This window comes from Telluria sp. RB2R28 (genome assembly GCF_059685835.1).
On record NZ_JCASIK010000002.1, the window covers coordinates 996,865 to 1,015,753 of the forward strand.

The 18,889-nt window shown below is 62.4% G+C and carries 16 protein-coding genes; 7 read left to right on the forward strand and 9 right to left on the reverse strand.

The genetic code is table 11. The features are described from left to right. The first annotated feature begins 193 nt into the window (after positions 1 to 193). Genes nhaA through AC56LV_RS12040 form a run of 3 tightly spaced genes read left to right on the forward strand, consistent with a single transcriptional unit; the run spans position 194 to position 3,448 of the window. Positions 194 to 1,426: a Na+/H+ antiporter NhaA gene (gene nhaA, locus AC56LV_RS12030; protein WP_499557895.1), complete on the forward strand. Its 1,233-nt coding sequence runs from the start codon at positions 194 to 196 to the stop codon at positions 1,424 to 1,426. Then, on the forward strand, positions 1,423 to 2,751 hold the full coding sequence (locus tag AC56LV_RS12035; RefSeq protein ID WP_499557897.1) for a TrkH family potassium uptake protein: 1,329 nt from the start codon (positions 1,423 to 1,425) through the stop codon (positions 2,749 to 2,751). Before nhaA ends, AC56LV_RS12035 begins: the two co-directional genes overlap by 4 nt. Continuing rightward, positions 2,744 to 3,448: a potassium channel family protein gene (locus AC56LV_RS12040; protein ID WP_499557899.1), complete on the forward strand. Its 705-nt coding sequence runs from the start codon at positions 2,744 to 2,746 to the stop codon at positions 3,446 to 3,448. The genes AC56LV_RS12035 and AC56LV_RS12040 overlap by 8 nt, the downstream gene beginning before the upstream one ends. 33 nt (positions 3,449 to 3,481) lie before the next feature. Here the strand turns inward: AC56LV_RS12040 and rfbC are convergent, their stop codons facing one another. The 6 genes from rfbC to AC56LV_RS12070 all read right to left on the reverse strand — a co-directional run bounded on the left by rfbC (position 3,482) and on the right by AC56LV_RS12070 (position 9,281). Beyond that, entirely contained in the window at positions 3,482 to 4,027 is a 546-nt protein-coding gene (gene rfbC, locus AC56LV_RS12045; RefSeq protein ID WP_183555750.1) for a dTDP-4-dehydrorhamnose 3,5-epimerase, read from the reverse strand. Next, positions 4,027 to 4,908, reverse strand: coding sequence for a glucose-1-phosphate thymidylyltransferase RfbA (rfbA, locus tag AC56LV_RS12050; protein WP_499557901.1), 882 nt, complete (start codon positions 4,906 to 4,908; stop codon positions 4,027 to 4,029). Before rfbA ends, rfbC begins: the two co-directional genes overlap by 1 nt. An 8-nt stretch (positions 4,909 to 4,916) precedes the next feature. After that, positions 4,917 to 5,822 carry a dTDP-4-dehydrorhamnose reductase gene (gene rfbD, locus AC56LV_RS12055; RefSeq protein ID WP_499557903.1) on the reverse strand — a complete coding sequence of 302 codons (906 nt, stop codon included), beginning with the start codon at positions 5,820 to 5,822 and terminating at the stop codon, positions 4,917 to 4,919. Further along, positions 5,819 to 6,895, reverse strand: a complete 1,077-nt coding sequence (rfbB, locus tag AC56LV_RS12060; protein WP_499557905.1) for a dTDP-glucose 4,6-dehydratase — start codon at positions 6,893 to 6,895, stop codon at positions 5,819 to 5,821. Before rfbB ends, rfbD begins: the two co-directional genes overlap by 4 nt. Positions 6,896 to 7,200: 305 nt before the next feature. Further along, complete coding sequence (locus AC56LV_RS12065) at positions 7,201 to 8,613, reverse strand: heavy metal sensor histidine kinase (RefSeq protein ID WP_499557907.1); 1,413 nt, start codon at positions 8,611 to 8,613, stop codon at positions 7,201 to 7,203. Beyond that, on the reverse strand, positions 8,610 to 9,281 hold the full coding sequence (locus tag AC56LV_RS12070) for a heavy metal response regulator transcription factor (protein ID WP_499557909.1): 672 nt from the start codon (positions 9,279 to 9,281) through the stop codon (positions 8,610 to 8,612). Before AC56LV_RS12070 ends, AC56LV_RS12065 begins: the two co-directional genes overlap by 4 nt. A gap of 131 nt (positions 9,282 to 9,412) precedes the next feature. On the opposite strand from AC56LV_RS12070, the gene AC56LV_RS12075 reads away from it, so the two are divergent. Then, entirely contained in the window at positions 9,413 to 9,913 is a 501-nt protein-coding gene (locus AC56LV_RS12075) for a GlcG/HbpS family heme-binding protein (RefSeq protein WP_499557911.1), read from the forward strand. A gap of 55 nt (positions 9,914 to 9,968) precedes the next feature. Beyond that, entirely contained in the window at positions 9,969 to 10,406 is a 438-nt protein-coding gene (uraH, locus tag AC56LV_RS12080; protein WP_499557913.1) for a hydroxyisourate hydrolase, read from the forward strand. Between the two features lie 43 nt (positions 10,407 to 10,449). On the opposite strand, the gene cynR is transcribed toward uraH, so the two are convergent. Further along, the gene (cynR, locus tag AC56LV_RS12085; protein ID WP_499557915.1) at positions 10,450 to 11,349 is read right to left on the reverse strand and encodes a transcriptional regulator CynR; all 900 of its coding nucleotides are present in this window, start codon (positions 11,347 to 11,349) and stop codon (positions 10,450 to 10,452) included. 117 nt (positions 11,350 to 11,466) lie between these two features. On the opposite strand from cynR, the gene AC56LV_RS12090 reads away from it, so the two are divergent. Beyond that, positions 11,467 to 12,180 (forward strand): HPP family protein, encoded by a 714-nt coding sequence (locus tag AC56LV_RS12090; protein ID WP_499557917.1) that lies wholly within the window; start codon positions 11,467 to 11,469, stop codon positions 12,178 to 12,180. A gap of 812 nt (positions 12,181 to 12,992) precedes the next feature. Here AC56LV_RS12090 and AC56LV_RS12095 read toward each other — a convergent pair. Next, positions 12,993 to 13,769: a class I SAM-dependent methyltransferase gene (locus AC56LV_RS12095; RefSeq protein ID WP_499557919.1), complete on the reverse strand. Its 777-nt coding sequence runs from the start codon at positions 13,767 to 13,769 to the stop codon at positions 12,993 to 12,995. Between the two features lie 505 nt (positions 13,770 to 14,274). On the opposite strand from AC56LV_RS12095, the gene AC56LV_RS12100 reads away from it, so the two are divergent. Further along, positions 14,275 to 16,257, forward strand: coding sequence for an acyltransferase family protein (locus AC56LV_RS12100; RefSeq protein WP_499557921.1), 1,983 nt, complete (start codon positions 14,275 to 14,277; stop codon positions 16,255 to 16,257). 362 nt (positions 16,258 to 16,619) lie between these two features. Here AC56LV_RS12100 and AC56LV_RS12105 read toward each other — a convergent pair whose 3' ends face one another. Continuing rightward, entirely contained in the window at positions 16,620 to 18,824 is a 2,205-nt protein-coding gene (locus AC56LV_RS12105; RefSeq protein WP_499557923.1) for a putative bifunctional diguanylate cyclase/phosphodiesterase, read from the reverse strand. Positions 18,825 to 18,889 lie beyond the last annotated feature (65 nt).

Sequence of the window (18,889 nt, forward strand, 5' to 3'; positions counted from 1 at the left end):
CTGCATTCTTACCAGGCTTACGGGCCAATATCCGCTGTCCACGACCCGATCGGCCGCCATGGCCGAGTCTTGCCATACCTCTCGTCACACCTCACGCCCTACCCTACTTTCACGAGCGCCCCGGCAGCAGCTGCGCCGCCTCATTACACACGGGGGTTGCCAGATGACGCCCAAGCACTTTTGGAGAACCACAATGCGCATTGAAAAGCGTCTATCGAACACGTTCAAGGAATTCGCAGCGTCCGGCAAGGCAGGCGGCACGATCCTGATCCTGTGCACCATCCTGTCGCTGATGGTCGCCAATTCCCCGTGGGGTGCGCCGTACCTGGCGTTCTGGCAAATCAACCTGGCCGGCCTGAGCGTCGAGCTGTGGATCAACGATGCGCTGATGGCCATCTTCTTCCTGTTGATTGGCCTGGAACTGCAGCGCGAACTGAATAACGGCGAACTGTCCGATCTGCGCAATGCGCTGCTGCCGATCATTGCCGCAGCGGGCGGCGTGGCGGTGCCGGCGCTGATTCACTTCACGCTCAATGGCGGCACCCACACCCAGCCGGGCATGGGCATTCCGATGGCCACCGACATCGCGTTCGCGCTGGGCGTACTGGCCCTGCTGGGCAGCCGGGTGCCGGCGTCACTCAAGATTTTCCTGACCGCGCTGGCCGTCATGGACGACCTGGCCGCCATCATCGTCATCGCCGTGTTCTATACGGCAGAGCTGAAGGTCGGCTACCTGGTTGGGGCGCTGGGCATGTTCGTCGCATTGTTCCTGATGAACCGCCGCCTGAAGGTGCTGGCGCTGTGGCCTTACCTGCTGGGCGGCGCGGTGATGTGGTTCCTGATGCTGATGTCGGGCGTGCACGCGACGATTGCCGGCGTGCTGCTGGCCTTCACCATTCCGTATTCGCACACCCAGGACGATCCTGCGTCACCCGCGCACCGCATGGAGCACGTGCTGCACACACCGGTCGCGTTCCTGATCCTGCCGATCTTCGCGCTGGCCAATACCGGCATCGTGATCGGCGCTTGCTGGGCCGGCGAGCTGATGTCGTCGAACAGCCTGGGCATCATCGCCGGCCTGGTCGCCGGCAAGCCGGTCGGCATCTTCCTGTTCACCTTTGCCGCCGTGATGCTCGGTGTGTGCCGCCTGCCGCTCGATCTGGCATGGCGCCACGTGATCGGCGCGGGCCTCTTGGGCGGGATCGGCTTCACGATGTCGATCTTCATCACCAACCTGGCCTTCGTCGGTGAGGCCGGGATCATCAACGCGTCGAAGATGGCGATCCTGACGGCGTCGCTGGCGGCGGGCATCCTGGGCTTCGTCTGGCTCAAGCTGTTTGGCGCGCCGGCCGAAGGCGATACCGATCCGGACACCATGGATTTCGACGACGGCACCACGGACACCGGGCCAGCCCGGGCTGCATGACCGCTATCCTGCACCCGGCCAGGGTCGTCGTCCTGCTGTTTGCAGGCGCGATCCTGGCCGGCACACTGCTGTTGATGCTGCCGCTGGCCAGTGCCAGCGGCCAGGGCGCGCCGCTCATGGTGGCGTTCTTCACGGCGGTATCGGCCGTGTGCGTCGGCGGCCTGGCCGTGGTCGATACGGGCACCTACTGGTCGGGGTTCGGCCAGGCGTCGATCATGGTGTTGTTCCAGCTGGGCGGCTTCGGCATGATGACGGCCGCCACGCTGCTGGGCCTGATGGTGAATCGCTCGTCGCGCCTGCGCACGCGCCTGATCGCGCAGACCGAAACGCGCTCGCTGGGCATGGGCGACATCGCCAGCGTGGCCCGGGTCGTGCTGACCGTGTCGGTGCTGTTGCAGCTCGTGATCGCCGGCATCCTGTTCGTGCGGCTGCGCGCGGGGCACGATCTGGCGTGGGGCGACGCGGCGTGGAGCGCCCTCTTCCACGCTGTCTCGGCATTCAACAACGCCGGCTTTTCGCTGCATGCCGACAGCCTGACCCGTTATGCAAGCGATGCGCTGGTGCTGGTGCCGATCATGATCGCCATCGTGGTCGGCGGGATTGGTTTTCCGGTATTGCACGACCTGCGCCACCGCTTGCGCGATCCGCGCCACTGGTCGCTGCACACCAAGCTCACCCTCACCGGCACGCTGTTTTTGCTCGTGGGCGGTTTCGTCACGGTGCTGCTGTTTGAGTGGAACAACGCCGCAACGCTGGGCGCCCTGTCGACACCCGACAAGCTGATGAACAGCATGTTCATCTCGGTGGCGTCGCGCACGGCAGGCTTCAACACCGTCGACTACAGCGCGCTGACGCCCGAGACCTGGGCGCTGCACTATCTGCTGATGTTCATCGGCGGCGGCAGCGCGGGCACGGCGGGCGGCGTCAAGGTGGCCACTGTCATGATCCTGGTCCTGCTCGTCGTAGCCGAGGCGCGCGGCCAGTCCGACACCGAGGCCTTCGGCCGCCGGGTCGGGATGGCGGCGCAGCGCCAGGCCGTGACCGTGCTGGTACTGGGCAGCGTGATCGTGGCGCTGGGCACGGTGGCGCTGCTGCGGATCTCGCATTTCCCGACCGATCAGATTATCTTTGAAGTCATCGCGGCCTTTGGCAGCGCCGGCCTGTCCACCGGCATCACGGCCCAGCTGCCGGCATCCGGCCAGCTGGTGCTGGCCTTGCTCATGTTCATCGGCAGGGTCGGCACGATTACCCTCGCGACCTCGCTTGTCCTGGGCAAGCGGCGCATGCCCTATCGTTATCCGGAGGACCATCCAATTGTTGGGTAGAATTTTCACAGAACAGTTCGCCTTTTCGGCGGGCGACAGCGTCGTCGTGATCGGCCTTGGCCGCTTCGGCGGCGCGGTGGCGCAATCGCTGATGCGCCTGGGGCACGACGTCATGGGCATCGACCGCAAGGAAGAGCTGGTGCAACTCTGGAGCGAGCGCCTCACGCACGCGGTGCAGGCCGATTCGACCAACGAGAACGTGATGCTGCAGCTGGGCGTGGCCGACTTTTCGCACGCCATCGTCGCCATCGGCTCGGATCTGGCCGCCAGCCTGATGACGCTGATGGTGCTGTCCGAACTGGGCATCAAGGATATCTGGGTCAAGGCGATGACGCCCGAGCACGGCCAGATCGCGCAGCGCATCGGCGCCCATCACGTGGTCTATCCCGAGGCCGACATGGGCGCGCGCGTGGCCCACCTGATCACCGGGCGGCTGATGGATTTCATCGAGTTCGAAGACGGTTTTGCGATCGCGAAGATCAATGCGCCGGTCGAGACGCACAACCTCACGCTGGCCGAATCGCACGTGCGCGCGCGCTTTGGCGTCACGGTGGTGGGCGTAAAACGGCTCAACGAAGACTTCCAGCATGCACTGGGCGAGACCCGCATCCTGCCGGGCGACCTGTTGATCGTGTCGGGCCCGACCAAGAAGATCGAGCTGTTCGCCGGCGGCGAGAAGAAAGGCAGGAAGCGGTAGGGCCGTGCCAGGGCCCCGGGTCTGATCGAGCGCTTACTCGAACACTTCGGCGGTGGCGAACATCGTGCCCTTCTCGTCCTTGGCCGACACCGACGGCGTCGCGCTGATCGGCCACGTAATCGCCAGGCTCGGGTCGTTCCAGACGATGCAGCGCTCGTGCTCGGGCGCGTAGTAGTCGGTGGTCTTGTAGACGAACTCGGCCGTTTCGGACAGCACGACGAAGCCGTGCGCGAAACCTTCGGGCACCCACAGCTGCGCCTTGTTCTCGGCCGACAGGATTTCACCGACCCATTGACCGAACGTCGGCGACGCGCGGCGCAAGTCGACTGCCACGTCGTAGACGCTGCCGGCGACCACGCGCACCAGCTTGCCCTGCGGCTGCTTGATCTGGTAGTGCAAGCCGCGCAGCACGTTGCTGGTCGATTTCGAGTGGTTGTCCTGCACGAACGACACCTTGCGGCCTACTGCTTCTTCAAAGCGGGCCTGGTGGAAGCTTTCGTAGAAAAAGCCGCGGTCGTCGCCGAACACGCGCGGTTCGATCTTCAGGACGTCTGGAATTGCCAAGCGAGTAATCTGCATCAAAATACCTTTTCATTCAAAACGCGCACCAGATACTGGCCATAGCCGTTCTTGCGCAGGGGTGCTGCCAGTTCTTCGAGCTGGGCGGCGTTGATCCAGCCCTTGCGAAACGCGATTTCTTCGGGGCAAGCCACTTTGAGGCCCTGGCGCTGTTCGATCGTCGCGATGAACTGGCCGGCGTCGAGCAGCGACTCGTGGGTGCCGGTGTCGAGCCAGGCGTAGCCGCGGCCCATGATCTCGACATCGAGCTTGCCGATGTCCATGTACATGCGGTTCAGGTCGGTGATCTCGAGCTCGCCGCGTGGCGATGGCTTGAGCGTGCGCGCCATTTTGGCGACGTTCTCGTCATAAAAGTACAGGCCCGTCACCGCATAGTTCGAGCGCGGCTTGACCGGCTTTTCTTCCAGGCTGATGGCCTTGCCGTCGTCGTTGAATTCCACCACGCCGTAGCGCTCCGGGTCCTGCACGTGGTAGGCAAAGACGCTGGCGCAGTCGGTGCGCGCATCGGCGCGCTCGAGCAGCTGGTTGAAATCGTGGCCATAAAACAGGTTATCGCCCAGCACCAGTGCCGATGGCGAATTGCCGATGAAGTCTTCACCGATGATGAAGGCTTGCGCCAGGCCATCGGGCGATTCCTGCACCGCGTACGACAGGTTCAGTCCCCAGCGCGCGCCGTCACCCAGCAGTTGCTGGAAGCGCGGCGTGTCTTGCGGGGTCGAGATGATCAGGATGTCGCGGATGCCGCCGAGCATCAGGGTGCTCAGCGGGTAGTAGATCATCGGCTTGTCGAAGACGGGCAGCAGCTGCTTTGAAATTGCCAGCGTGGCCGGGTGCAGGCGGGTGCCGCTGCCGCCGGCGAGGATGATGCCTTTACGTTGCATAGCGTTGCTCATAGGTTTCCTTGGGCCGACAGTTCGGCGATCAATCGGTTGACGTGGTGGCGCCAGTCGGGCAGGCTCACGCCGAAATTGGCGCTGAACTTGCTGCAGTCGAGCCGCGAATTGGCAGGCCGCGCAGCCGGGGTCGGGAACGCGCTGGCCGCAATCGGCTGCACCGCATCCGGCCCGGCCTTGAGCACGGCGCCGTGACTTTGCGCCTGCGCCAGCACGTGCTGGGCGTAGGCGTGCCAGGTGGTGGCGCCGGCGGCGGCCAGGTGGTACACGCCCGACAGGTGCTGCGCGTCCGTGCCCGGCGCGGCGATGCGGTGCAGCGCCAGCGCGGTGACGTCAGCCAGCAGTTCGGCGCCGGTTGGCGCGCCATGCTGGTCGGCGACCACGTTGAGCGACTCGCGCTCTTTGGCCAGGCGCAGCATCGTCTTGGCGAAGTTGCCGCCGCGCGGTGCAAACACCCAGCTGGTACGCAGGATCAGGTGGCGCGCGCCGCTGGCGGCAATGCGCTGCTCGCCATCGTACTTGGTGCGGCCATACACCGACAGCGGATTGACGGCGTCGGTTTCGACCCAGGCGCCCTCTTTCGTGCCATCAAAGACGTAGTCGGTCGAGTAATGCACGAGCCAGGCATTGCCGGCGGCGGCTTCCTCGGCCAGCACGCCCGGCGAGACGGCATTCACGTTGTGCGCCATGGCAGCGTCGGCTTCGGCCTTGTCGACCGCAGTGTAGGCAGCGGCGTTGACGATGACGTCGGGCGCAAACGTGCGCACGACGGTGCGCAGCGATTCGGGATCGGTGAAATCGGCGTCGGCGCGGCCCAGCGCGCGCAGTTCGCCCAGCGGCGCGAGCGCGCGTTGCAGCTCCCAGCCGACCTGACCATCTTTACCCAGTAGCAGGATCTTCATGCGGCAGCGTTTTCTGGCGTGTACTGGCGGTCGACCCATTCCATATAGGCGCCGCTGGTGACGTTCTCGACCCAGGCGCCGTTGGCGAGGTACCACTCGACGGTCTTGCGGATGCCCGTGTCGAACGTTTCGGCCGGGTGCCAGCCCAGTTCGCGCTCGAGCTTGCCGGCATCGATCGCGTAGCGGCGGTCGTGGCCCGGGCGGTCTTTCACGAACGTCATCTGCGTCGCGTACGACGCGCCGTCGGCGCGCGGCTGCAGTTCGTCGAGGATCGCGCACAGCGTGCGCACGACGTCGATATTGGCTTTCTCGTTCCAGCCGCCGACGTTGTACGTTTCGGCCAGGCGGCCGTCTTCGAGCACGCGGCGAATCGCGCTGCAATGGTCGGTGACATAGAGCCAGTCGCGGATCTGCTGGCCATCGCCATAGATCGGCAACGGTTTACCGGCCAGCGCGTTGTGGATCACGAGCGGGATCAGCTTTTCCGGGAAGTGGTACGGGCCGTAGTTGTTCGAGCAGTTGGTGGTCAGGACCGGCAAGCCGTAGGTGTGGTGGTAGGCGCGCACCAGGTGGTCGGACGCTGCCTTGGTGGCCGAATACGGGCTGTTCGGTTCGTAGCGGTGCTGCTCGGTGAAGGCCGGCGCATCGCTCTCGAGCGTGCCATACACTTCATCGGTCGACACATGCAGGAAGCGGAAGTCAGCCTTGGCTTGCTCATCCAGGCCATTCCAGTAAGCGCGCACGGCTTCGAGCAGGTTGAAGGTGCCGACGATATTGGTCTGGATGAAGGCGCCCGGGCCTTCGATCGAACGGTCAACGTGGCTTTCGGCCGCGAAGTTCAGCACGGCCCGCACCTTGTGCTCGGCCAGCAGGCGCGCCACGAGGGCGCCGTCGCCGATGTCGCCGCGCACGAAGTGATGGCGGCTGTCACCTTCCAGGCTCGTCAGATTTTGGAGATTGCCGGCGTACGTCAGCTTGTCGAGGTTGACGACGGGTTCGTCGTTGTGAGCGAGCCAGTCGATGACGAAGTTCGAGCCAATGAAGCCCGCTCCGCCAGTCACGAGGATAGTCATGCCTGCAGTTCCTGGTAAAGGTATCGGTGGCTGCGCGGCGCCCTGGGCGCTGCGCGAACCTGAGAATTGTCGTGGACGAACGGCGCTGGCCATCCATGCACTGTTGCTACTATTTTATGATGACTAGATAGCAAAAACGTGACATGTCGGCACATTCTCCCGGCACTGTAGGTATTTTGTCAATGCCGGATAGCTTCGTACGTTTCATTGAGGTAATACTAACATTTGGCTGGAAAGTGTGCCGCGCGAATAGCCGCCCTGCGGGGCGACCAACTACAGCCTGTCATCGTGGCTCCATGAATCGATCAGATCGTACGTGATCGGTCTTGCACAGATTGCGGGAACAACAGGGTGAAGCGATTGCCCGTATCGTCGCTTTCAACCCGGGCTTCACCACCGTGCAGATGCATGATCGAGGCGACAATGGCCAGTCCCAGGCCACCCGAATCACCGCCCTGGCTGCGTGCCGGGTCACAACGATAAAATCGTTCGAACACGTGCGGAAGATGGACGGCCGGGATGGGTGCGCCGGTATTGTGCACGGCGATGCTGACCGTTTCGCCATCGGCGCAGCTGTGGATCGTTAGCGTACCTTCGGCAGCGCCGTAGCGCAGCGCGTTGGCCAGCAAGTTAGCCAGGGCACGCCGCACCAGCGCGCGGTCAGCAACCAGTTCGCCGGCCGCGTGCACCACCACGCTGATCCCGCGTTCTTCGGCCACGCCCTCGAAATAGTCCACCAGCTGGGTGCACAACTCTGCCAGATCGATTGTTTCAAGCGTGACGCCGCTGGCCGGCTGCTCCGAACGCGCAAGAAACAGCATGCTGTCGATCATGCGCGCCAGGCGCTCGTATTCTTCCAGATTTGACGCCAGCAGCTGTTCATAGTCGTCGGCACTGCGGCGCTTGCGCAGCGCGTGTTCCGTGTGGCCCATCAGGTTATGCAGAGGCGTACGCATCTCGTGGGCAAGGTCTTCGGAAAAGCGCGACAGCTGGACAAAGCCGTCGGCCAGACGCGTCAGCATCTGGTCGAGCGCTGCACCCAGTTGCTGCAGTTCCTGCGTTTCTTTCAGCGGCGCCGGTGTCAGCTTCACCGCCACGTTCTGCTGCAGGCGCCGCACGTCGACGGCGGCGGCCTGCTGCGCCATCAGCCGCACAGGCCGCAGCGCGCGCTGGCTGATCAGCCAGCCCAGTAAAAACGACAGCAGCGCCCCGCCGGCCAGCGCCGCCCCCAAGGTCATGCGGTAGCTGGCCAGCATGCGCTCGCGCTCGGCCAGCATCTTGGCGGCGACCACGGTGAACCGGCGATTGCCCTGCCAGACATCGACCCACGCCAGCCGCGCTGCCTGGCCGGTCGTGACATCGGTGAGGCGGATCGATGACGCGGGCGGCAGGGACGGCAGCGCCAGGCCGCCCGGGTTCACGGCGATCAGCAGCTGGCCAGTAGCGTCGAGCATCCACAAGGCGTTGTCGCGGTTGCCCAGCATATTGGCGTACAGCTGCGGGCGCCGGCGCAACGCCTCGATACTGTCGCTGTCGGCAACCAGCGCGCGCATGCGATCGATCCGGCCTGCCAGCGCGATGTCGTCGCGCCACGCCAGCTCGCTTGCCAGGGACCGGTACAGGAACACGCCGATGACCCCCAGCAGCAGCGCGCTTGCCAGGGCAAACCACAGCGCCAGGCGCATGCTCAGCGAACGGGGCGCCAACGCAAGCTTCATGGCGTCTCGCCCAGCATGTAACCCATGCCGCGTACCGTATGAATCAGTTTCAGTGGGTAGGGATCGTCGATTTTCACGCGCAGGCGGCGGATGGCCACATCGACGACGTTGGTGTCGCTGTCGAAGTTCATCTGCCACACGTGCGAGGCGATGACCGCACGCGAGAGCACCTCGTCGACCCGGCTGACCAGCAGGTGCAGCAGCGCGAATTCCTTGCCCGTCAGGGTAATGCGGTCACCCTGACGCGTGACCCGGCGGCGCAGCACATCGACCTGCAGGTCGGCGACGCGAAATTCCTGCATGTCGCGCGGCGGCCCGCGCCGCAGCAAGGTGCGCACGCGCGCCAGCAGTTCGGCAAACGAAAATGGCTTGACCAGATAGTCGTCGGCGCCCAGTTCGAGCCCGCGCACGCGGTCTTCGATGGCGTCGCGCGCCGTCAGGAACATCACCGGCGTGGACGACTTGGCGCGCACCAGTTGCAGCAGCGCCCAGCCGTCAAGGCCCGGCAGCATCACGTCGAGGATCACCAGATCGAAGTCGAACTCTTCGATCATGTAACGGCCGTCAAAGCCATTGCTTGCCACTTCGACGATGTAGCCGGACTCGCGCAAGCTCTTTTGCAGGTAGTCGGCCGCCTTGCGTTCATCTTCCACGATCAGTATGCGCATTGCCTGGCTCCTTGTACCGCAATCTTACTGCCCGCCGCGCGCCAGATGACAAAACTGTCATCTGGCCGTCATCTGGTTGTCGCCAGGCGCTGCGTACCATGCGGCCATTCGAACACCACCGGGATGATTCCATGTACCACCCACTGCCTGCAGGTTTGCTGATCGCGTTGTCGCTGGCCTGCCCCCAGGCCAGCGCCGCCGCCCCGCTGACCATACCCCACCGCACTGTTTCACTCGAGGGCGCCAGCCGCCTGCTCGACGCGGCGATGAACGCCTGCCATGCCGACGGCAAAGTGCTCGCCGCCGCCGTGGTCGACCGTGGCGGCAACCTGGTCGCCCTGCGCCGCGACGACGGCGTCGGACCGCACAATACCATCGCTGCCCAGCGCAAGGCTTACACGGCGCTGTCAACCAGAACGGCGACCCGCCTGCTGGCCGCCAATGCCCGCGCCAGCGCTGAAGCAGCCAACCTGAACACCGTCGACACGCTGCTCCTGCTGGGTGGCGGCGTGCCACTGATGGCTGACGGCGAGCTCATTGGCGCTATCGGCATTGCCGGCGCTGGCGGACCGGCCACAGACGAAGCCTGCGCACAGGCTGCAATCGACAACGTGTTGCGCAAGACGCCCTGATCGCTGACGGTCTTGACCTTCCGATTATCTTCACACCCACCCCTATGGAGAACGCATGAAACTCATTCAGACCCTGCTCGTTGTGACCCTCGGCGCTGCTGCGCACTGCGCCAGTGCCGCGGCCGTACCCACCGCCGCACCTGCCACCGCGATCAACCCGCTCAGCGTCCATGTCCTCAACCTGCAGGACGGTTTGCCATCAGCCGATGTGGCTGTGACGCTTGAGCAGCGCGTGGGTGACGGGTGGACCATGCTCGGCGAAGGCGTCACCAATGCCCAGGGTCGCATCCCTGCCCTGTTCCCCGCCGGCGTGGCCATGGTACGCGGCACTTACCGGGTCACATTCAAGACCGGCAAGTGGTTTGCCGAGCACAAGAGCCCGACGTTCTTCCCCGAGATCCCTGTCATCTTTATGGCAGACGGCAGTGTGCCGCATTACCACGTGCCGCTGCTGCTGAGTCCTTACGGCTATTCGACGTACCGCGGCAATTGAATCCGTGCAGCGGGAAAGACAGTCAGCGGCGCGCCGGCTCAGATCATCGGGCACCTGAGGTCAAATCCCGCACCAGGCCGGTCAATACACCGACCAGTGCTTTGCTTGCCGCCGTGCGATACGCCCCTTTGCGCCAGGCATAGACGACATGGCGCGACGGCATCGGCGGCAGCAGCGCAACCGCGTGCAGATCGGTATAGGCGGCAGAGATCGGGTTGGGCAGGACTGTCCCCAGCGTTCCCTGACGAACGATCTCGACCAACGCGCCGATGGCATTGACTTCAACGGCGACCTTTGCCGCGATACTGTGCGACGCGCAGTACGCATCGATTTGCTGGCGGGTGGCGAACGACTTGTTGAGCAACACCAGCGGTTCGGCAGTGAACGCCGCCAGCGGCAACGCGGCAGACCGGACGGCGAGTCGATGACTGGCGCCGGTCACGAAGCTGAGTTCTTCTTCGTACACCGGTGTGTAGTCGAGTTCACCCGGCTGCTGCGGACTGAATGCGATGCCGATGTCGAGTTCGTCGTTGATCAACATCGCTTCAATGTCTTCCTGCGCAATTTCCAGAAAACTGACTGTGACCCCTGGATGCAGTTCATGGAACCGGGCGATCAGCGGACCGATCAGATACAGCGATAGCGTCGGCGGCGCGGCGCAACGCAGCACGCCACGGTGTGCGGTGCCGACATCCTGGATCGCGCGGGCGCCGGCGTGAAGATGCTGCATGCCGAGTTTCGCGTGGCCCATCCATGCCTCGCCGGCATCGGTCAGGCGCACGGTTTTCCCGCTTCGGTCAAACAGCTGGACGCCCAGCAATGCTTCGAGCTGCTTGATCTGCTGTGACAGCGCCGGTTGCGACACGTGCAGCGCGGCGGCAGCGCGGGTGAAGTTGCGATGCTCGGCAACGGCAAGAAAATAGCGGATATGGCGCAGCAGCATGGAAGTTTCAATGATTCGTTTTACTTATCGACATCATCGCATATCGGTCTTGGACCTTATGGTTTTGGGTTGTTATATTCGCAGCCCTCCCACTCAGTTTTTTAGAAAGATGTCATCTTGTCGTCCTTTCAGCAATGGTGTCGCGACTTCCTTCCCGCCCCGATTCAAATAGCGCCTCGTGAACAATTGCGCAGCAGCCTGGGCGCGCTGATCGGGATATTTTTTACGGGCGTGATTGCCTGGTTTTTTGGCGGGCCAATCGACAATCTGCCACTGCTGGCAGCGCCCTTGGGCGCGTCTGCCGTGCTGTTGTTCGGCGTACCGGCAAGCCCTCTGGCCCAGCCATGGGCGATCATCGGAGGAAATCTGATCGGCGCAGTAACAGGCGTCAGCTGCGCTTACTTGATCCCGATGCCACTCCTGGCGGCAGCAGTTGCCGTGGCAGTCACGGTCATGCTGATGTTTTCGTTTCGCTGCGTGCATCCGCCGTCCGGTGCGGTGGCGATCACAGCGGTGCTGGGAGGCAGCAAGATTCATGCACTCGGCTATGCATTCGTGCTGTTCCCGATCGGTCTCAATTCTGTTGCCCTGCTTGCCGGCGCCCTGGTTTATCACAGGCTCACCGGGCATCGCTATCCTCACCGCGTGATTCACAAGACGCCTGCGGCCAACCATGACGCGACGGAGATGTTCACACGTGCGGATCTTGATGCGGTATTACGCAGGCGCACCGAAATACTGGATGTCGATGTCGATGACCTGGAATCGGTGCTGGAAGAAGTAGCGCAGGAAAGTCAGCGACGGCGTATGACGATGTCGAAATCGTCCTGAAACGGGAGATGGTGGAATGCAGGCCGCTTCGAGCCGGTTGCTGCCTGTTGAGACCGCCAGTAATTTTTCAATCAGGCGACCTGCTAAACTGACGCGGGCGGCCGCGTTCGGGCATGACGGAACGCTAGTAACACCGCCCGCCGTATCATGCTCATCTCATGGATTACCTTGCAAAATATGAAAGATTTTCTTAGTACTGGGTCGGGAACTGCCATTGGAACACTTATTTACACTGGCTTCCTGAGTACGGCGCATGAATTTGACTGGGCGCGTGCCGCATTCGTGGGAGTCGTTTGTGGCGCCTGCGCCGTCGTATGGTCCAAGAAAACGCATAAGCAATAATCTACGCGATTAAACCTCTGCTCGAACTTCGGCTCAGGTGCGATTCCTGCCGGTCACGGTGGTCGCCGGATTTTTAGCTTGGCAATCTACTACGCTGAGCCGACTGACTAAACTCTGCCTTGGATTCAATCGCGCGACATGACTGAAATACGTTGGCACTGGGTCGCTCCCTTAGCCCTGATCGCTATTGTGACCTTATGCCTCATTTTCCGCTTCCGAAACAAGCATTGGTTGCGGCCAATCGCTGTCACAACTGCAGGCGCAGTATTCTCACTTTTTTGGGAGGGCATCAGCGGCGACGGTAGCGCTCTTGGTCCAATCTTGCTTACTGGTTTCATTCTGACTATTACTACTGCAGCCGTCGGGCGCAAATAATCGCCTTAGCTCTACGCTCGGCACGTTGACCCGCGTCCTGGTCCGGTGTTTGAGCAGTGTGCGCCAGGCATCGACAGCAGCCGGCAGAACCGCGCTCAAGGCTTGCGAAACACGATCGCATGCTGGATCGGCAGCGACTTGATGCTGCGTTCCCACTTCAGGCCATGCGCCGTGGCTTCACGCCGTATCTGTGACTCGCTCATCTTGTGCAGCGGCTTGATCGCGATTGCCGGATCCTCAGCGCGATATTCGACGAAGACCACACGCCCACCCGGCTTGAGGGCGCCGACGATGCTGTCGAGGACTTCCGCGGGATAGGCAAGCTCGTGATAGACATCGACCATGATTGCCAGGTCGACGCTGGCCGGCGGCAGTTTGACGGTGGTTTCGCTGCCCAGCACCGAGACCACGTTGCGCACGCCGCGCTTTGCCATCTGGCTGTCGAGCATGGCGATCATTTGCGGCTGCACGTCGACGGCGTACACACGCCCATTGGGCCCGACTTTTTTCGCCAGCTGCCAGGTGTAGTAGCCGGTGCCGGCGCCGATGTCGGCCACCGTCATCCCGGGCGCCAGCGCCAGTTCCTGCAACAGCAATGCCGGCCGCTCCTCGTGTGCGCGACTTTCGCGCTCGAGCCATTGCGCGCCCTCCCATCCCATCACGCCGGAGATCTCGCGGCCCATGTAGCGCTTGCCGATGCCATCCGGGCTGGGTACGACACGTTCATAGCGCGTGTCGGCGGTAGCTGCCTGTGCCACGGCATCGATACTCGCCGATGACAGCAGCGTCAGCGCCGACAGGCAGGCCAGCAGGATCGGCAGTGTACGACGGGTGAGGCCGGTGCGGCAATTGCTCAAGCGGTTGCGGTGCATGATCGGTTTCCGTAAGAAGTCGGTGCCTGCAATAGCGTGGGCAGGCTTGCCGTGAATGGAATGATCAGTGTAGCTGCGATAGCTGTCCGATGTAATTTCCCGTGGCGACTGGCACCGAAGGATGTGCGTTGTTCACACGAGCTCAGCAGTTCGCTAGTCGGGCACGGTTCGTGACGCCCTCGCTGTTCACCTGGCCCGCTCTGGGAGCAACCAACTGTTCGTGACAGTATGCAACGCTTCGGCCTTGGTGCCCTGATACGAACAGTTCAACGACCGGGTTGGGCTAGAAGGGGTCTTTCTCAAATGCGCAAGATCAGCTATGACCCAACGAGATGTTATGCATGCGAATCATTTCAGTTGGAAGGTAGCTTCTGAGGTGACTGATCGGTTTGGATCGAGAAACGCCCGCGATTGACATCTTTATAATTGTTAAATTTGAAATTTAGTTGCATTATGATAAAATTTAATTGTTAACACATTTTGATTGATTATGAATATAAAAAGCATGTCTGGGTTCCAGACCGATATTAATGGCTTGCGCGGGCTCAGCGTGCTTGTAGTGGTTCTATATCACTTTAATCTCAGACTGTTTAGCGGGGGGTTTATCGGAGTTGACGTATTTTTCGTCATTTCAGGCTATTTGATGACGAAAATTATCGTCTCTGGCTTCCTAAAGGGCAATTTCGAGTATTTCTCGTTTATCTTGCGCCGTGCACAACGGATTTTTCCAGCGCTTTATGTCCTGCTCATGCTGATGCTGGTTGGCGGGGTGCTGCTATTGGCGCCGACTGACCTTACCCGCTTGGCGACGCAGACAGTGCAAGCGGCCATTTTTAACTCCAACAACTATTTTGCTGGGAAGCAGGGTTACTTCAGCGGTGGCGCTGACGACAATTGGCTGATGCATACTTGGTCGTTATCGGTCGAATGGCAGTTTTACATGCTGTATCCCGCGTTAATTTGGCTGGCCTTCGCCATCAACAGCCTACGCTCGCCTGATCGGCGCAATCTAACTCTGTTTTACGCCACACTCACTGCTATATTTGCCGCCTCGTTGGCTTGGTGCGTGACGCAGGACAGCCAAAGCGCCTTCTTCTCTGTCGCCGCGCGAAGCTGGCAAATGATTGCCGGCGGCTTGGTCTATCTGGCGATCGCCCAGCGCTCGGCACCGTTCCGCTACGGAGCGCTGTGCAGCTATGCCGGCCTGGCCATCATGCTGGCCTCGTTATACGTGGTGAGCCACTATGGCATGGAGGGGGTCTGGCCGGGCTACTTCGCTCTGCTGCCGGTGGCCGGCGCTTGCCTGCTGCTGTTCGGCCGCTACGAGTACAACATCGTGCTTTCCAACCCCGTGGTGCAAAAGCTTGGTTTGTGGTCGTACTCGATTTATTTATGGCATATGCCGGTGGTGATCGGATTGACGATCACGGGCTTGCTCATCGTCGAACCGAAACTGGCCAAAGTTGGCGGCGTGCTGCTGTCGGTGTTGCTCGGCTACGTTTCTTTCAAGTTCGTCGAGCCAGCTGGCTATCTAAAAAAGTGGTCGTTGCCAAAAAACGCCGTTGGCTTCGGTTGCACGGCATTGGTATTGGTGGGAACCGCCACGATTATGGTGCGAACGCATGGCTTGATAGAAAGATCGAACCATGCAAAGGCGTACCTCAACATCCAGGCCGCCGAGGAGAGCACGACCTATCCCGAACGCTGCGAGAATACGGATCGGCTCAACGATAAAGTTTGCCTGATCAACGAAACCATTCCAGGCAAAAAAGTGCTGGTCATCGGTGACTCGCACGCCGGCCACCTGTACGCTTGGTTTGCCGCGCACAGCAAGTTAAATACGGTCTTCTACGTTAAATCGGGCTGTCCCGTTATCATCGGATTCGAACGCGTTGGCCCAGTCCTTGGCTGCGCCGACTTCAGCACCAAGGCCTTTGCGAAAGCCGGCTCGGGAGAGTTCGACAGCGTCATCATCTCGATGAATTGGGCAGGATTCACCAAGGAGGCGACTGACATCTGCTGGCGCGGCCCCGACGGTTGCGTTCCGCCCGTCGCGCTGGCTAACCCGTCGCTGCCGCTTGATCAGGTTCGCGCATCAATCGAGGAGTTGCTCGACAAAGGGGTCAAGGTAAGCGTGGTCGACAGCACGCCATGGTTCCCGGTCAGCTCGCCCCGGCAAGCGGCCAGGGATTTGTTCTGGTTTGGCCGCAGCGTCTACGCCGTCACGCTGCAAAGCATCGTCAAGCAGAGCCGGGACTTCGATGCGATGTTCCTGCAATTACAGAAGCGGCCTGATTTCTCGCTGCTGTCGCTGCGGCCAGTCCTGTGCCCGCAAGGCAAATGCGCCGCCTACGACCCCCATGCTGATTTACCGATCTACAAGGACCGCGATCACATCAATCCGTTGTGGATAATCGACCACGGCAACGTTTTCGCCGCCGAGGCAGGTATCTCCCTCGCCGTCGACTTGGTGGCCAAGCCGCGCTAGGGCGCCTCAAATGTCAGGTCATCCTGCAACGGCGGCCTGACAAGTATCTGATACACGTCGATTTCGAAACCGGCCGCTGCGAGCGCAGTTTTGCGCCACTTGCCGGCCGTCGCTGGTCCCGGCCCGGTTCAAGATAGTGCCAATGGTCAGCCAAGTGGACGAATCGGCGGCCCACGCCCCATCGACGATGCCGACCGCCCCCCATCCGCAAGCTCGTACGCAACTCGGATGGGCAAATTGTATTGACGGAACGACCCCGCATGAGAGTTGTGCCAAAAAAGAACACGATGTCATGACAGGCCTGTCCCATCGATAGCTCGTGGCAGCCTTCATTATTCGTCCATAGTACGACGTGCGTGCGCCTACGCAGCGGCCGTGAGATCGCCTTGTTGGCCCTGGGCAGCCGGCGCTGCGCGCAGCAGCGCTTCGATGGCGTCCGGCGCCACCGGCCGGCTGTAGCAGAAGCCCTGCATCTGGTCGCACCCGTGGGCCAGCAAGAAGGCGAGCTGGTCGGCCGTTTCGACGCCTTCGGCAATCACGTTGAGCTTCATCGAGTGGGCCAAACCGATCACGGCGTCGACAATGGCGGCGTCATCGGCATCGTCGATCAGGTCGCTGACGAACGAGCGGTCGATCTTGAGGCTGTGGATCGGGAAGCGCTTCAGGCTGGCCAGGCTCGAGTAGCCGGTGCCGAAATCGTCGATCGCCAGCTGCACGCCCATCGCCGCCAGGCGCGCCATCGTGGCAGTGGCCGCCACCGGGTTCTGCATCAACACGCTCTCGGTGATTTCCAGTGTCAGCGCGCGTGGATCGCACCCGGTTTTCTCGAGCAGCGCAGCGACGCGCTGGGCCACGTCCTGGCCCAGGAACTGGCGCGCCGACAGGTTCACGCTGATGCGCACCGGCGGCAAGCGGTCCTGCTGCCAGGCCACCTGCTGGGCCATCGCGGTTTCCAGCACCCACTCGCCGATCGGTACGATCAGGCCGGTTTCTTCGGCCAGCGGAATGAAGTCGGCCGGCGACACCATCGGCTTGCCCTGGGGCTGCCAGCGCAGCAGCGCTTCAACACCGCCCAGATGGCCAGTGGCGATGTCGACCACCGGCTGGTAGTGCAGCACGAATTCGCGGCGCTGCAGCGCGCGTTGCAGCTCGCTTTCCATGCGCAGGTGCAGCGCGGTCTGCGCGCCCATGTCGGCCATGTAGAAGCTGAAGCCGTTGCCGCCCTCACCTTTCGAGCCGTACATGGCGCTGTCGGCGCATTTGAGCAGCGTGGCGCTGTCAGTGCCGTCGCGCGGGTACATCGCGATGCCGATCGAGCCGGTCGGGAAGACCTCTTGCCCGCACAGCAGCAACGGCTGGAACAGGTTGTCGAGCAGCTTGCGGGCCACGCGTGCAGCGTCGGTTTCCCCGTTCATCTCGGGCAGCACGACGACGAATTCGTCACCGCCCTGGCGCGCCACGGTGTCGCTCTCGCGCAGCGAACTCGACAAGCGACGCGCGATCTCGACGATCAGCTGGTCGCCCGCGTCGTGCCCGAGCGTGTCGTTGACGTGCTTGAAACGGTCCAGGTCGATGAACATGACGGCGACTTGCGTGCTGGCGCGGTGCGCGTGCGCGATCGCGCGCTCGAGCCGGTCTTGCAGCAGCACGCGGTTGGGCAGGCCGGTCAGGGCGTCGTGGTTGATCACGCGCAGCAGCGCTTCTTCGGCGCCCTTGCGGCGCGAGATGTCTTCGACCACCGAGATGAAACGCTGGTTGCCGTAGGCGTCGCGCATCGTCGAGACGCTGACATTGACCCAGATCGGCGTGCCATCGCGCCGCAACAGGCGCCGCTCGCGCTGGTAGTCGCTGATCTCGCCGTCGCGCAGGCGTTTGACCAGTGTCAGCTCGTCCGGCAAATCGTCCACGTGCGTCAGTTGCTGGAAGAAGCGCTGCAGCAGTTCGATTTCGGTATAGCCCAGGATCTGCGCCATCTTGCCGTTCACGCGCAGCAGGCGCCCGTCCGGGCCCAGCAGCACGATGCCCACCGCCGCCTGGCTGAAGGTCAGGCGGAAGAATTCCTCGCTTTCCTGCAGGCGCAGGCGCGCCTTGCGGCGGAAGGTGATGTCCTGGCCGATCAGCAGCAGCAGGCAGCCGCCCGCCTGCTCGGTGCGGCGGATATTGAATTCGAGATGGCGCACGCCGTCCGGGCCCCCTTCGAGCGAGACGAGGATGTGGTCGTGCGGCATGCCAGTAGCAAGTGCATCGCTGACCCGCGCGGCCAGGCCGGCGTCCGGCAGCCAGCGCGCCAGGGGATGGCCGGCGCTGGCCGATTCTTCCGGCGCGTCGATCAGCTCGGCCATCATGCGGTTCATCGAGCGCACGCGGCGCTCGGCGTCGATGACCAGCAGTCCCGCCGGCATGCCGTCGATCACTTGCTCGAGATAGTTGCGGTTCTGGCCAAGCAGCGCATGCGCATCCCGCAGCGCGTGGGCTTCGCTGGTCTCAGAGCGGTCCTGGATGGCCGTGGCGTGCAGGCTGGGGGCCACATCGGTGTGTGGTGTGGGGGTCTCGTTCGTCTGGATCATGATGGGAAACGCCTCTGGCTATCCAACGTGATCGAGTGTTATTTTTTGTTGGATACGATTGTTGC